This window comes from Rummeliibacillus sp. GQ308 (genome assembly GCF_059759115.1).
Genome location: NZ_JCAXDQ010000004.1, coordinates 39,784 through 54,502 on the forward strand (window position 1 = coordinate 39,784; position 14,719 = coordinate 54,502).

The window sequence follows — 14,719 nt, forward strand, 5'->3', positions numbered from 1 at the left end:
CCTATACAACGGGAATGCCAATTCTTTGTGCTATAAGCACCGCATGCGTGGCCATTCGATCGTCTGCATATGAGCAACGAAAACTTCGGTAATATACCCTTGCAATGCTGTACTGTTTTGTTTTCTTACCAATGATTGTTTGTTATCCTATGCATTTGTTCAATACAAGATCGATGAGTGCAACAGACAACCAACTATCAACCTAAAATATATTATCATCCATTGATCATATTGTCAATGAATTTATTAAAAAGATGAGGAGGAGGACTACCCCTCTCCTCATACTTTTAACTAATCTACCGCAAGTGTTTCTTCTTGTTCTTCTGTTTCGTTATCGGCCATTTTAATTTGACGGTAACGTTGCATACCTGTACCAGCAGGAACAAGTTTACCTAAGATAACATTTTCTTTCAGTCCAAGTAGTTCATCGCGTTTACCTTTGATTGCTGCATCTGTTAATACACGAGTTGTTTCTTGGAATGAAGCTGCAGATAAGAATGATTCTGTTTCAAGAGAAGCTTTTGTAATACCCAAGATGACTGGTCGACATGTAGCTGGAATCTTACCTTCAACAATAGCTTCAGCATTTGCTTCTGCAAATTGGTGTACATCTAGCAATGTACCAGGAAGTAAGTCTGTTTCTCCAGCTTCAATAACACGTACTTTGCGAAGCATTTGGCGAACCATTACCTCTACGTGTTTATCACCAATTTCTACCCCTTGCATACGGTATACTTTTTGGACTTCTTTTAATAGATATTCTTCTACTGAAGAAACATCTGTAACTTTAAGTAATTCTTTCGGATCAATTGAACCCTCTGTTAATATTTGACCATGATACACATTTTCGTTCAATTGAACTTTTAGACGTGCATTATATGGAGCTAAATATTTACGTGTTTCAACTTTTCCTTGGACCGTAATTTCTTTTTGGCCTTCGCGAATTTCTTCAATCTCTGTTACAACACCAGCGATTTCAGTAATGACCGCTTGACCTTTTGGATTACGTGCTTCGAATATCTCTTGGATACGTGGAAGACCTTGTGTAATATCGGCACCAGCTACCCCACCTTGGTGGAATGTACGCATTGTTAACTGTGTACCAGGTTCACCGATTGATTGTGCAGCGATGATACCAACAGCCTCACCAACTTCAACTTTATCGCCTGTTGCTAAGTTCATACCATAACATTTTTTACATACACCATGTTTGGTGTTACATGTAAAGGCAGAACGGATTGTTACCTCTTCAATGCCCACTTCTTCAATTAGGCGAGCAAGTTCAGCTGTAATCAATTCATCGCGTGCTACAAGGACTTCGTTTGTTTCTGGGTGGCGAATGGTTTTCTTCGCATAACGTCCGATCATACGCTCTTCTAGTGTTTCAATAATCTCTGTGCCTTCTTTCAAAGCAGAGATTGCTAAACCTCTATCAGTACCGCAATCATCTTCACGAACAATAACATCTTGTGCTACGTCAACTAGACGGCGAGTAAGGTAACCTGAATCGGCTGTTTTTAGCGCTGTATCGGCAAGACCTTTACGTGCACCATGCGTAGAGATGAAGTACTCGAGTACTGTTAAACCTTCACGGAATGATGATTTAATCGGAAGTTCGATAATACGTCCGGCCGGGTTGGCCATCAAACCACGCATACCGGCAAGCTGAGTAAAGTTAGATGCGTTACCACGGGCACCAGAGTCACTCATCATAAAGATTGGGTTCTCTGCTGGAAGGGAATCCATCAGTTTTGATTGAATTTCGTCTTTAGCAGCACTCCAGAAAGAAATAACGCGATCGTAGCGTTCTTCTTCTGTAATTAAACCGCGACGGAATTGTTTCATCACTTTATCCACTTGCTCTTGCGCTTTATGCAAGATCTCGTGTTTCCCTGGTAATACGATGATATCGGAAATACCAATTGAAATACCGGCTTTAGTAGAATACTTGAAGCCAAGATCTTTCATACGGTCAAGCATGACGGATGTTTCAGTAATATGGTATCTTGCAAATACTTCTGCAATAACATTACCTAAATACTTCTTCGTAAAAGGCTTAACAAGTTCTTGTGAAGCGATATGTTCCTTCACATCTGTTGTCGTAGGAATAAAGTATTTGTCTGGTGTTGCATCATGCAAGTTTGTATTTGTTGGTTCATTGATATATGGGAATGAATTATCCAAGATTTCATTGAAGAAAACTTTCCCAGCAGTTGTAAGCAACAACATATTGTTTTGTTCTTCTGTAAATGTCTTATTGTTTAAAGAAGATGCTTTAATTGCAATACGTGAGTGCAAATGTACTTCGTTATTTTGATAAGCAATATTTAATTCTTCTGGTCCATAGAAGACAGAACCTTCACCAATAGCGCCTTTTCTTTCAAGTGTTAAGTAATAGTTCCCTAGTACCATATCTTGAGATGGCGTAACAACTGGTTTACCGTCTTTTGGATTTAGAATGTTTTGTGCTGCAAGCATTAGTAAACGAGCTTCCGCTTGTGCTTCTGCAGAAAGTGGAACGTGAACCGCCATTTGGTCACCATCGAAGTCAGCGTTGTAAGCTGTACATACTAATGGATGAAGACGGATAGCCTTCCCTTCGATAAGAGTTGGTTCAAACGCTTGAATACCAAGTCTGTGAAGAGTAGGAGCACGGTTTAGAAGTACTGGATGCTCTTTCATGATTTCTTCTAGAACATCCCAGATTTCTGGGTGCATACGTTCAATTTTACGTTTTGCAGATTTAATATTATGCGCAAGACCGCGTTCTACTAACTCTTTCATTACGAAAGGCTTGAACAATTCGATTGCCATACCTTTTGGAAGACCACATTGATACATTTTCAAAGATGGACCTACAACGATTACAGAACGGCCAGAGTAGTCAACACGTTTACCCAATAGGTTTTGACGGAAACGACCTTGTTTCCCTTTTAACATATGAGATAAAGATTTTAATGGACGGTTACCTGGTCCCGTAACAGGACGGCCACGACGGCCATTGTCTATAAGTGCATCGACAGCCTCTTGCAACATACGTTTTTCGTTTTGAACAATAATGCCAGGCGCGCCTAGATCAAGAAGGCGTTTCAAACGGTTGTTACGGTTAATTACACGACGATATAAGTCATTTAAATCTGATGTAGCGAACCGTCCACCATCTAGTTGTACCATTGGGCGCAATTCAGGCGGGATTACAGGTAGCACATCTAGAATCATCCATTCAGGACGGTTGCCGGAATGGCGGAATGATTCTACCACTTCAAGACGTTTGATTGCTCTTGTGCGGCGTTGGCCTTGTGCTGTTTTAAGTTCTTCTTTTAATGCTTCTGTTTCTTTATCAAGATCAATTTCTGATAATAGTTGTTGAATTGCTTCAGCACCCATTGAAGCTACGAAAGTTTTACCGTATTTTTCGCGGTACGCACGGTATTCTTTTTCTGAAAGCAATTGTTTCTTTTCAAGTGGTGTATCTGCCGCTTCAATTACAACATATGATGCAAAATAGATTACTTCTTCAAGTGAGCGTGGTGACATATCTAGGATAAGTCCCATACGGCTCGGGATTCCCTTGAAGTACCAGATGTGTGAGACAGGAGCAGCTAATTCGATATGCCCCATACGTTCGCGACGTACTTTAGCGCGAGTTACTTCTACTCCACAACGGTCACATACAACACCTTTGTAACGTACACGTTTGTATTTCCCGCAATGACATTCCCAGTCCTTTGTCGGTCCAAAGATACGTTCACAGAACAAACCGTCTTTTTCTGGTTTAAGTGTTCGATAGTTAATAGTTTCTGGTTTTTTGACTTCTCCATAAGACCATGAACGGATTTTATCGGGCGAAGCTAGACCAATCTTCATGTATTCAAAATTATTAACGTCTATCAAGGAGCCTACCTCCCTTTATTCTGAAGTCTTAAGTGACTTTCCATTAGCTCGGCGATATTTATTGGTAAAAGGGGATAAGGACAAGCCCGCAAACGGTCCTGTCCAGTATCCTGTAGTTATAAATATTTTTATTCTGCTGATCCTACTGATGCTTCTTCTTCTGTAGTCGAAGCAATATTGAATGAATCGTTTGGTTGAAGATCATCATCATCTTCAGTATCACGCAATTCGATTTCTTCATCATCGATAGTCAACATTTTTACGTCTAAACCTAAAGACTGAAGCTCTTTAATTAATACTTTGAAAGATTCCGGAACGCCTGCTTCAGGAACGCTTTCTCCTTTAACGATGGCTTCGTATGTTTTCACACGGCCCACAACGTCATCGGATTTAACTGTTAAGATTTCTTGAAGAGTATAAGCAGCGCCATACGCTTCAAGCGCCCATACTTCCATCTCACCGAAACGTTGACCACCGAACTGTGCTTTACCGCCAAGTGGTTGTTGCGTAACAAGTGAGTAAGGGCCTGTTGAACGAGCGTGTAATTTATCGTCAACCATGTGAGCCAGTTTGATCATGTACATAACCCCAACTGAAACGCGGTTATCGAATGGTTCGCCTGTACGTCCATCATATAAAACAGTTTTACCGTCACGGTTCATGCCGGCTTCTTCCATTGTTCTCCAAACATCTTCGTCTGAAGCACCATCAAATACCGGTGTAGCCATGTACACGCCTAAATAGCGAGCTGCCATGCCTAGGTGAATCTCCAATACCTGTCCAATATTCATACGAGAAGGTACGCCTAATGGATTTAACATGATATCTACTGGAGTGCCGTCTGGCAAGTATGGCATATCTTCTTCAGGCAAGATGCGAGAGATAACCCCTTTGTTACCATGACGACCGGCCATTTTATCCCCAACGCGGATTTTACGTTTTTGGACAATATAGACACGAACCATTTGGTTAACACCTGGAGATAGTTCATCGCCATCTTCACGATTGAAGACTTTGACATCTAGTACAATACCGCCTGCTCCGTGTGGCACTTTAAGAGAAGTATCACGTACTTCACGCGCTTTTTCACCGAAGATTGCGTGTAATAGGCGTTCTTCTGCAGTTAGTTCTGTTACACCTTTAGGAGTAACTTTACCTACTAAGATATCGCCATCATTTACTTCCGCACCAATACGGATAATTCCTCGTTCGTCAAGATTGCGCAATGCCTCTTCACCGACATTCGGAATATCGCGAGTGATTTCTTCAGGTCCGAGCTTTGTATCACGAGCTTCTGATTCGTACTCTTCAATGTGTACAGATGTATACACATCATTTTTCACTAAACGTTCGTTCATGATAACAGCATCTTCATAGTTGTAACCGTTCCATGTCATGAATGCAACCACAACATTTCGTCCTAGTGCTAGCTCACCATTTTCCATAGATGGACCATCTGCTAAGATATCACGAGGTTGAACACGGTCACCGACTTTTACCAACGGGCGTTGGTTGATACTTGTTCCGTGGTTAGAACGAGTGAATTTTTGTAATTTATATTTTGTTAAATCGCCTTTAACTTCTTTACCGTCGATTTCTTCAATGCGACGCACATGAATAGTACGTGCTTCAACATGCTCGACAATACCAGGATATTTCGCAACTACTGCTGCGCCTGAGTCTCTAGCATCTACGTGTTCCATACCTGTTCCAACGAATGGAGCTTCAGGATTTAAAAGAGGAACAGCTTGGCGTTGCATGTTCGCACCCATTAGGGCACGGTTAGAGTCATCGTTTTCTAAGAATGGGATACAAGCTGTTGCAGCTGATACTACTTGTTTTGGTGAGACGTCCATGTAATCGACTGTATCACGTTTAAACACAGAGTTATCACCGCGGAAACGGCCAACAACTTCTTCCTCAACAAACGAACCATCTGGATTTAATGGAGAGTTTGCTTGTGCTACAACATAGTTATCTTCTTCATCGGCAGTTAAATAGTCGATGTGGCTTGTTAAACGACCTGTTTCAGGGTCTACGCGACGGTAAGGTGTTTCGATAAATCCGAATTTGTTTACTTTCGCATAACTAGATAGTGAGTTAATCAAACCAATGTTTGGACCCTCAGGTGTCTCAATCGGACACATACGGCCATAGTGAGAATAGTGAACATCACGCACTTCCATGCCAGCACGTTCACGCGTTAAACCACCAGGTCCTAAAGCGGATAGACGGCGTTTATGCGTAAGCTCAGCTAATGGATTTGTTTGGTCCATGAATTGTGACAATTGAGAGCTTCCGAAGAACTCTTTAATCGCCGCAATAACTGGGCGGATATTGATCAATTGTTGTGGCACTAGAGAAGCAGTGTCGTTAATTGACATACGCTCGCGCACCACTCGTTCCATACGGGAAAGACCAATACGGAATTGATTTTGCAACAATTCGCCTACAGAACGCAAACGACGGTTACCCAAATGGTCAATATCATCTGTATCACCTACACCATATAGCAAGTTAAAGAAGTAAGAAACAGATGCTACTACATCAGCAGGAGTAAGATGTTTAACTTCTTCATCGATATATGCGTTGCTGATCACTTTAATTTCTTTTTGTGATTCGTCATTTGGTGCATAGATCTTAATCTCTTGAATTTGGATATCGCCTTCAAGGACACCGCCTACTTTTGATACGGTTTTAAAGCCTACACCATTTTCTAAATAAGGGATAAGGCGATCTAAAACGCGACGGTCGATTAATGTACCCGCTTCAACTAATATCTCGCCTGTTTCAGGATCTGCTAATGTTTGAGCGATCGTTTGGTTGAAAAGACGATTTTTGATATGAAGCTTTTTATTCATTTTATAGCGACCAACATTCGCTAAGTCATAGCGTTTTGGGTCGAAGAAACGAGAATACAACAGATTTTTTGCGCTTTCTACTGTTGGTGGTTCACCTGGACGAAGACGCTCATAGATTTCAAGCAATGCTTTTTCTGTGCTGTCTGTATTGTCCTTTTCCAACGTATTGCGTAAAAACTCATTGTCACCGATCAAATCGATAATCTCTTGATCAGATGCAAACCCTAGCGCGCGAAGCAATACCGTAATCGGTAATTTACGCGTACGGTCTATGCGGACGTATACAATGTCCTTTGCATCTGTTTCGTATTCAAGCCAAGCGCCACGGTTTGGAATAACTGTTGCACCAAAGCCTTTTTTACCGTTTTTATCTGTTTTATCGTGATAGTAAACACTTGGTGATCGTACTAATTGGGAAACAATGACGCGTTCAGCACCATTAATTACAAAAGTACCTGTATCCGTCATAAGCGGGAAGTCACCCATGAATACTTCTTGTTCTTTTACTTCTTCTGTTTCTTTGTTGAGTAGACGCACTTTAACTCGTAATGGAGCTGCATAAGTTACGTCACGTTGTTTACACTCGTCGACATCATATTTCGGTTCTCCGAGACTATAGTCGACGAATTCTAGTGATAAATTCCCTGTGAAGTCTTCAATTGGTGAAATATCATGAAACATTTCACGTAATCCTTCTTCAAGGAACCACTCGTTAGATGCAGTTTGAATCTCAATAAGATTCGGAAGTTCTAGCACCTCTTTAATACGCGCGAAGCTTCTACGCTTTCGGTGTTGTCCGTACTGAACTAGTTGACCTGTCAACTCATTCACCCCTCAATAAAGCGATAATAGGTCTTTCAGAAACCATATAAATGTTGTATGATAACGAAAGACAAAAAAGAAAATAAGTTCAAATATGAGCTCATTTCCGATTAACCAAATTCAAATTTGAAAGCTCTTGCTATTCACTTTTCAGCCAAAGGGCAAACGCCTTCAAATTAATATTTTTGCATTTTATTATAATATCATAGCGCATTTGTCAAGTCAATCTATAAGTTTTTATTTCCTCGCTTTGATAATCCAATAACCTTTTTTCTTCTCTACTATCTCCACTTTTGAGAATTTTAATTCCAAATAATCAAAAGTTGATGGAGCTCCTTGCTTTTTTTGTATCACTACCCACAACTCGCCTGAATCCGCCAACTTATCATACGCCTCATCATAGAATCTAAAAATAGTATTCTTACCAGCTCGTATAGGGGGATTCGTCAAAACAGCAGCGATTTTTCCGTTCGGAACAGATGAAAGTGCATCACTTTCATAAATTTGCACATTTTGAACCCCGTTCAATTCAGCGTTCTTTTTTGCTAAATTAACTGCCCGCTCATTTACATCCATCATTTCAACGATTCGGTCAGGATAACTTTTTGCAATCGACAATCCAATCGGGCCATAACCACACCCTACATCTAAAACATGCCCTTCAACATCCGGCATAACAAAACAATCAATTAATACACGGGAACCAAAATCTACTTCGCTTTTACTAAAAACTCCAGCATCTGTTTCAAAAGTAAATAAAAAACCTCGTAGTGTGTATTGCCATTTAGAAGGCTTGCTTTCTACTTGAGGATTTTTGGAATAATAATGTTCTGACAAGAAAAATACCCCCATCATGTAATGATAACGTAAAACTTCTAACAAACGGAGCTGTTCTTCTATCTGCTGATTGCTGTTCTAATCAGTAATTTCACGGGTAAATGCTCCAAACTTATACTCTATTAAAAGTCGGCACAAAAACTTTATGCCCATTAATTTGAGATAAAGAAAAAGCCCGCCAAATTGACGAGCTTTTACAATCAATCAGTAGAAATTATTTTACTTCTACAGATGCGCCAACTTCTTCAAGTTTAGCTTTGATTTCTTCAGCTTCTTCTTTAGAAGCGCCTTCTTTAAGAGCTTTAGGAGCGTTATCAACTACTTCTTTAGCTTCTTTAAGACCTAAACCAGTGATTTCACGAACCACTTTGATTACTTTAATTTTTTGATCGCCAGCAGAAGCTAAAACAACATCAAATTCTGTTTTTTCTTCTGCAGCTGCAGCGCCGCCACCAGCAACTGCTACAGGAGCAGCTGCAGTAACACCGAATTCTTCTTCGATTGCTTTTACTAAATCATTTAATTCAAGAACTGTCATAGCTTTGATTGCTTCTAAGATTTGCTCTTTATTCATTATATTTTCCTCCTATGTGGAATGTATTAGTTTTTTTGTTTTATGCAAGTGCATTTAAGCTGCACTTAAAATTAAGCGCCTTGCTCTTCTTTTTGTTCTGCAACAGCTTTTGTTGCAAGAGCGAAGTTGCGTACTGGAGCTTGAAGAACAGAAAGTAGCATAGATAGTAAACCTTCGCGTGATGGAAGTTCTGCCAATGCTTTAACTTCTGCAACGTCAGCGTAAGCACCTTCAATAAGGCCAGCTTTGATTTCTAATTGTTCGTTTTCTTTCGCGAAGTTATTAATGATACGTGCAGGCGCAACAACATCTTCATTAGAGAATGCGATTGCGTTCGGGCCTGTAAGAACTTCATTTAGATCTTCGTGGCCAGCTTCTACAGTAGCACGGCGAACTAAAGTATTTTTGTATACTTTAAATTCTACACCAGCTTCACGTAGTTGTTTACGTAGTTCAGTAACTTGAGCTACTGAAAGTCCGCGGTAGTCAACTACTACAACTGATGCTGCATTTTTAAACTTGTCAGCGATTTCTTGAACAACAGCTTGTTTCATTTCAACTGCTTTGTTCATATTGACACCTCCTATAAGAATGAGTCATTTATACCGACAAAAGAAAAGCCTCTTGCCATCAGTAGACAAGAGGCGGAATTTCATCATCTTTAAAACAAGAGTCTGAGTTCCTTTGCCCTCGGTAGGATCATTAAGCACTAGGCCCCTACGGTCTACGGTACAAATGGATAAATCACAACGTTATTCATCATAGCAAACGATCAATAGTTTGTCAATGAAAAAATACTATTTTACTGCAGTTGCTGTTAATGGATCAACTTTGATAGATGGTCCCATTGTAGTAGTTACATGAAGAGACTTGATGTAAGTACCTTTTGCTGCTGCAGGTTTTGCTTTAACGATTACATCAACAAGTGTTGAGAAGTTTTCAGCTAGTTTGTCAGCATCGAATGATACTTTACCGATTGGCGCATGTACGATACCAGCTTTGTCAGCACGGTATTCTACTTTACCAGCTTTAATTTCGTTAACTGCTTTTGTTACGTCGAATGTAACTGTGCCAGTTTTAGGGTTTGGCATTAAGCCTTTAGGTCCTAATACACGACCAAGTTTACCTACTTCACCCATCATGTCTGGAGTTGCAACGATTACATCGAAGTCGAACCAGCCTTGTTGGATTTTTTGGATATATTCAGCATCGCCAACATAGTCAGCACCAGCTGCTTCTGCTTCTTTGATTTTTTCGCCTTTAGCGAAAACTAATACACGTTGAGTTTTACCAGTACCGTTTGGAAGCACAACTGCGCCACGGATTTGTTGGTCGTTTTTACGAGTATCGATATTTAAGTTAAATGCCACTTCAACTGTTGCGTCAAAGTTAACAGTGCTTGTTTTTTTAGCAAGTTCAGTTGCTTCTGCAATTGTGTAAAGTTGATCACGATTTACAAGTTTAACTGCTTCTTGCATTTTTTTACCTTTTTTAGCCATTTTAAATTTCCTCCTTGATTGTGGTTGTAACGGATTAAACCTCCCACGAATAAAGGCTGCGTGTTTCAAATATGACTATAAGAAACAATCGCAACCTCAAAAACAATACTTTATCAAGTAATGGGATTAGTCTTCGATTACAATACCCATGCTACGTGCAGTACCTTCAACCATTGACATAGCAGCTTCTACTGATGCTGCGTTTAGGTCAGGCATTTTAGTTTCCGCGATTTCGCGTACTTTATCACGTTTCACAGTAGCAACTTTGTTGCGGTTTGGTTCACCAGAGCCTGATTGAATACCAGCCGCTACTTTAAGTAATACTGCTGCCGGTGGAGTTTTTGTAATGAAAGTGAATGAACGGTCTTCAAATACAGAAATCTCAACTGGGATGATTAATCCTGCTTGATCTGCAGTACGAGCATTGAATTCTTTACAGAATCCCATGATGTTAACACCTGCTTGACCCAATGCAGGACCTACCGGTGGTGCTGGGTTTGCTTTACCAGCTGGGATTTGAAGTTTTACAACTTTAATAACTTTTTTAGCCACGAGACACACCTCCTTAAGTCCGTGATGTGGTAATAGGGTTGCCCCTCCCACTCAATATTTGTCTGTCGGCTTAATCCGATAACATTAAAATTACTGATGCCTACTACGTATGGATAATTCCTATAGTATGACCTTTGAAATGATAACACTTTTTAAAATACAAGGCAAGTCCCTAGAGATTAAACTTTTAGAACTTGGTCAAAATCTAGCTCCATTTTTGTTTCGCGACCAAACATATCGATGGTTACGCTAATTTTTTCTTTGTCGCTAAGGATTTCGCCTACAATACCTTGGAAGTGGGCAAATGGTCCTTCTAAAACTTCTACTAAGTCTCCTACGTTGAAGTCTAGATCCACTTTACCTTCAGTTTCACCCATTTGTTTAAGAATAGCTTCTACTTCTTCCGGCAATAGTGGAGTTGGTTTTACACCACCGCCTGATGAACCGATAAAGCCAGTAACGCCTGGCGTATTTCGTACAACATACCAAGCATCGTCTGTCATGATCAATTCTACTAATACATAGCCAGGGAAAGTTTTGCGCATATACGTTTTTTTGCGGCCATCTTTTACTTCTGTTTCTTGTTCTTCTGGAATTACAACACGGAAGATTTTGTCTTGCATCCCCATTGTTTCAACACGTTTTTCAAGGTTTGCTTTGACTTTATTTTCATAACCTGAGTAAGTATGAACAACATACCAATTTTTCTCCATAATAGATAGGGCGATTGCCGCCCTTCCCTCCTTTTCTAAAAGGCAAATGAAAAAACCCGTTTCATATACGGGCTAATTCGAACATATTAATCTTATTAAATCACAATTCTAAGTACCAGCGCAATAATTTAGAAATACCTAAGTCAACTACCATAAAAAAGGCAGCCATAAATAGCAAAGTTGTCACGATGATGATTGTATACTTTGTTAATTCTTTGCGTTTTGGCCAACTTGTCTTTCGCATTTCCGATAGAACGCCGCTAAAAAATCCACCTATCTTGCCCATTCACCAAACCTCCGAATATAATCGTCTATCTACTAAATCGTATTATTTCGTTTGCTTATGTAATGTATGCTCATTACAATTTGAACAATATTTCTTAAGCTCCATTCGTATAGAATGATTCTTAGTTGCGGGTAAATGATAATTTCTAGAACCGCATTTTTCGCAGCTTAATGCTACTTTCTGCCCCATAGTCCTCACCTTTTTACACTTTAATCCCTTTAGAGAAGCCTATCACCTATCACAAATACTGTCAACTAACCTTTTAATCACTCAAAACTATACTTCTACTTCCAAATGGCGTTCGAGTTTGCGTTTAATTCGCTGCAAAGCATTATCAATCGATTTCACATGCCGGTCCAAACTCGCGGAAATCTCTTGATATGATCTGCCTTCTAAATATAGAGTTAATACTTGGCGTTCTAAGTCACTTAATACCTGTCCAATCTTTTCTTCTAAGCTATTAAACTCTTCTTGATGGATAATAAGTTTTTCCGGATCATCAATTGTTGCTCCTGAAAGCATATCCATAAGCGTTTTTGCTGATGATTCTTCTTCAAAAACAGGTTTATCCAGCGAAACATAAGAGTTCAGTGGTATATGCTTTTGGCGTGTAGCTGCTTTAATTGCTGTAATGATTTGGCGTCTGACACAGAGTTCTGCAAACGCCTTAAATGATGTGATTCTCTCGCCATTAAAATCTCTTACTGCCTTATAAAGCCCAATCATTCCTTCTTGCACAATATCTTCTTTATCAGCACCAATTAAAAAATAGGACTTTACTTTTAAACGCACTAAAGGTTTATACTTGCTGATTAAAAAATCTAATGCGTTTGAATCGGCATTGCATGCCATCTCGACTAATTGCTCATCCGAACAATCTTCAAGACGTATATGCTTCTCTTGCAAATGATCGCTTGTTACCAAAGTATCACCTCACCAGATGGCTATTTAGAACAAGTATAACGGAGGTGGAAATTATCAGTCAATCACTCAATTTATTTCCTCTTCGCATTTGTTCGAATTTTTCTAATACTTCTGCTGATAAAGGGATTTTAGAACTAGGCTTTTGTGTTTGGATTTTTTTTACTTTATGCGTTATTTGCATTTGGACTTCCTGCAGCTCAATTTCAAACTCACGCGCTGACTTTCGCAATGCGCCATTACCAAATGCGACGCTTTGCTCCGCCATATCAGACGTTGCCACATAAATCTTATTGCGTTTGGAAGTCAGCTCTGCCGTGAGTTTTTCAATGCGATCATCCGCCGTTTCCTTTGCCCTTGTATAGATCACTTCCACATCACTTTGTTTCAACTTTGTGGCAATGCCTGGTACAAGGTATGCATCAAAAACGACGATGACTCGCATCCCAGAATAGGCTTGATAGTCTGCCATTAACTCTATCAGTCGATCTCTTGCGTCTACAAGCTTATGTTCTTTTAAACGTTGAAGCTCTTTCCACGCACCGATAATGTTATAACCATCAACTAAGAGTATATTCATTCATGTCACCTAAATCTCATGGCGCTTGCGGTATACCTCGTACATCAAAAGAGAAGCAGCTACCGAAGCATTCAAAGAGGTAACATGACCCACCATCGGCAAGTGGTAAAGGAAATCGCATTTTTCTTTTAAGATACGACTCATTCCTTTTCCTTCACTGCCGATAATGACAGCTAGAGGAAGAGTGGCATCCATTTTGCGATAATCAACAGAACCTTTGGCATCTGTCCCTGCAATCCATACACCGCGTTCTTTTAACTCTTCTACCGTTTGTGCTAAATTGTTGACGCGAACAGTAGGGATGTATTCAATGGCCCCTGTAGATGCTTTAGCAACTACAGCTGTCAAACTTACCGACCGGCGCTTTGGAATAATGATGCCATGTGCTCCTATCGCATCTGCCGTCCGCATAATAGAGCCCAAATTATGAGGATCCTCAAGTTCGTCTAAAATAATAAAGAACGGATCTTCTTGGCGTTCTTTTGCCAATTGGAATAAATCATCAAGCTCTGCGTAATTGTATGCTGCAACAGATGCCACAATTCCCTGATGGTTTTCGGAAGATAGTTGATCAATCTTCTTTTTTGGAACAAACTGTACGATAATTCCTCGTTCTTTTGCCATATTTATCAATTCATTGATGCCGCTTTTTTTAACGCCTTCTGCAATCCATATTTTATTGATGTCTCTCGTTGAACGAAGAGCTTCTAAAACCGGATTTTTCCCGGCAATCATTTCTTTTGTTTGTTCAGTCACTTTTTCGCCACCTCTTCTCTCTTATTTTCGACTAATTGTATGGCATATTGAATAACTTGTTCTTGTCTTTCTTGCTGTTTCGTTAAATATAAAAAACCAAGAACCGCTTCAAAAGCGGAACTATAATGATACGTTTGTACATCTGTATTTTTGGGGACGGAGCCAGACTTGGCGTTGCGTCCCCTTTTTAATACAGCCATTTCTTCTTCTGTAAAAAATGCTTCATCCATCATTTGGCGAATGACCATCGCTTGTGCTTTAGCAGAAACATAATGCGTCGCTTCCCTGTGTAAAACATTTGGCTTTACTCGCCCAGTTTGTAGCAAGTGTTCACGGATGGCAATCTCTAAAACGGCGTCTCCCATATAAGCTAAAGCTAGCGCGTTCAGTTGTTTTACATCCGCCGTGCGCAGTTCTTTCACTT

General features: G+C 40.0%; 14 protein-coding genes and 1 other annotated feature. All 14 genes read right to left on the reverse strand.

Translation table 11 applies throughout. From position 1 onward, the window contains the following. Positions 1-291: 291 nt before the first annotated feature. On the reverse strand, positions 292-3,894 hold the full coding sequence (rpoC, locus tag AC6CHJ_RS13700) for a DNA-directed RNA polymerase subunit beta' (RefSeq protein ID WP_147197420.1): 3,603 nt from the start codon (positions 3,892-3,894) through the stop codon (positions 292-294). 128 nt (positions 3,895-4,022) lie between these two features. After that, the gene (gene rpoB / locus AC6CHJ_RS13705) at positions 4,023-7,577 is read right to left on the reverse strand and encodes a DNA-directed RNA polymerase subunit beta (RefSeq protein WP_066790946.1); all 3,555 of its coding nucleotides are present in this window, start codon (positions 7,575-7,577) and stop codon (positions 4,023-4,025) included. A 237-nt stretch (positions 7,578-7,814) separates the two neighbouring features. Then, complete coding sequence (locus AC6CHJ_RS13710) at positions 7,815-8,414, reverse strand: class I SAM-dependent methyltransferase (RefSeq protein WP_147197422.1); 600 nt, start codon at positions 8,412-8,414, stop codon at positions 7,815-7,817. Positions 8,415-8,628: 214 nt separating this feature from the next. Beyond that, a complete protein-coding gene (rplL, locus tag AC6CHJ_RS13715) occupies positions 8,629-8,988 on the reverse strand; it encodes a 50S ribosomal protein L7/L12 (RefSeq protein ID WP_066790948.1) in 360 nt (119 codons plus the stop codon). A gap of 71 nt (positions 8,989-9,059) precedes the next feature. After that, positions 9,060-9,560, reverse strand: coding sequence for a 50S ribosomal protein L10 (gene rplJ, locus AC6CHJ_RS13720; protein ID WP_066790951.1), 501 nt, complete (start codon positions 9,558-9,560; stop codon positions 9,060-9,062). 32 nt (positions 9,561-9,592) lie between these two features. Further along, positions 9,593-9,736: a sequence feature (ribosomal protein L10 leader region), on the reverse strand. Positions 9,737-9,785: 49 nt separating this feature from the next. Next, complete coding sequence (gene rplA / locus AC6CHJ_RS13725; RefSeq protein ID WP_066790953.1) at positions 9,786-10,487, reverse strand: 50S ribosomal protein L1; 702 nt, start codon at positions 10,485-10,487, stop codon at positions 9,786-9,788. A 126-nt stretch (positions 10,488-10,613) separates the two neighbouring features. Further along, positions 10,614-11,039, reverse strand: a complete 426-nt coding sequence (gene rplK, locus AC6CHJ_RS13730; protein WP_066790954.1) for a 50S ribosomal protein L11 — start codon at positions 11,037-11,039, stop codon at positions 10,614-10,616. 179 nt (positions 11,040-11,218) lie between these two features. Then, entirely contained in the window at positions 11,219-11,752 is a 534-nt protein-coding gene (nusG, locus tag AC6CHJ_RS13735) for a transcription termination/antitermination protein NusG (protein ID WP_066790956.1), read from the reverse strand. A gap of 100 nt (positions 11,753-11,852) precedes the next feature. Continuing rightward, positions 11,853-12,038, reverse strand: a complete 186-nt coding sequence (gene secE / locus AC6CHJ_RS13740; protein ID WP_066790958.1) for a preprotein translocase subunit SecE — start codon at positions 12,036-12,038, stop codon at positions 11,853-11,855. A gap of 42 nt (positions 12,039-12,080) precedes the next feature. Next, a complete protein-coding gene (gene rpmG, locus AC6CHJ_RS13745) occupies positions 12,081-12,227 on the reverse strand; it encodes a 50S ribosomal protein L33 (RefSeq protein WP_084246973.1) in 147 nt (48 codons plus the stop codon). An 87-nt stretch (positions 12,228-12,314) separates the two neighbouring features. Further along, positions 12,315-12,962, reverse strand: coding sequence for an RNA polymerase sporulation sigma factor SigH (sigH, locus tag AC6CHJ_RS13750; protein WP_066790960.1), 648 nt, complete (start codon positions 12,960-12,962; stop codon positions 12,315-12,317). A 58-nt stretch (positions 12,963-13,020) separates the two neighbouring features. Continuing rightward, positions 13,021-13,539: an NYN domain-containing protein gene (locus AC6CHJ_RS13755; protein WP_066790963.1), complete on the reverse strand. Its 519-nt coding sequence runs from the start codon at positions 13,537-13,539 to the stop codon at positions 13,021-13,023. A gap of 9 nt (positions 13,540-13,548) precedes the next feature. Further along, complete coding sequence (gene rlmB, locus AC6CHJ_RS13760) at positions 13,549-14,295, reverse strand: 23S rRNA (guanosine(2251)-2'-O)-methyltransferase RlmB (protein ID WP_498289008.1); 747 nt, start codon at positions 14,293-14,295, stop codon at positions 13,549-13,551. Beyond that, positions 14,292-14,717 (reverse strand): Mini-ribonuclease 3, encoded by a 426-nt coding sequence (locus AC6CHJ_RS13765; RefSeq protein ID WP_269465571.1) that lies wholly within the window; start codon positions 14,715-14,717, stop codon positions 14,292-14,294. Before AC6CHJ_RS13765 ends, rlmB begins: the two co-directional genes overlap by 4 nt. Positions 14,718-14,719: the final 2 nt, after the last annotated feature.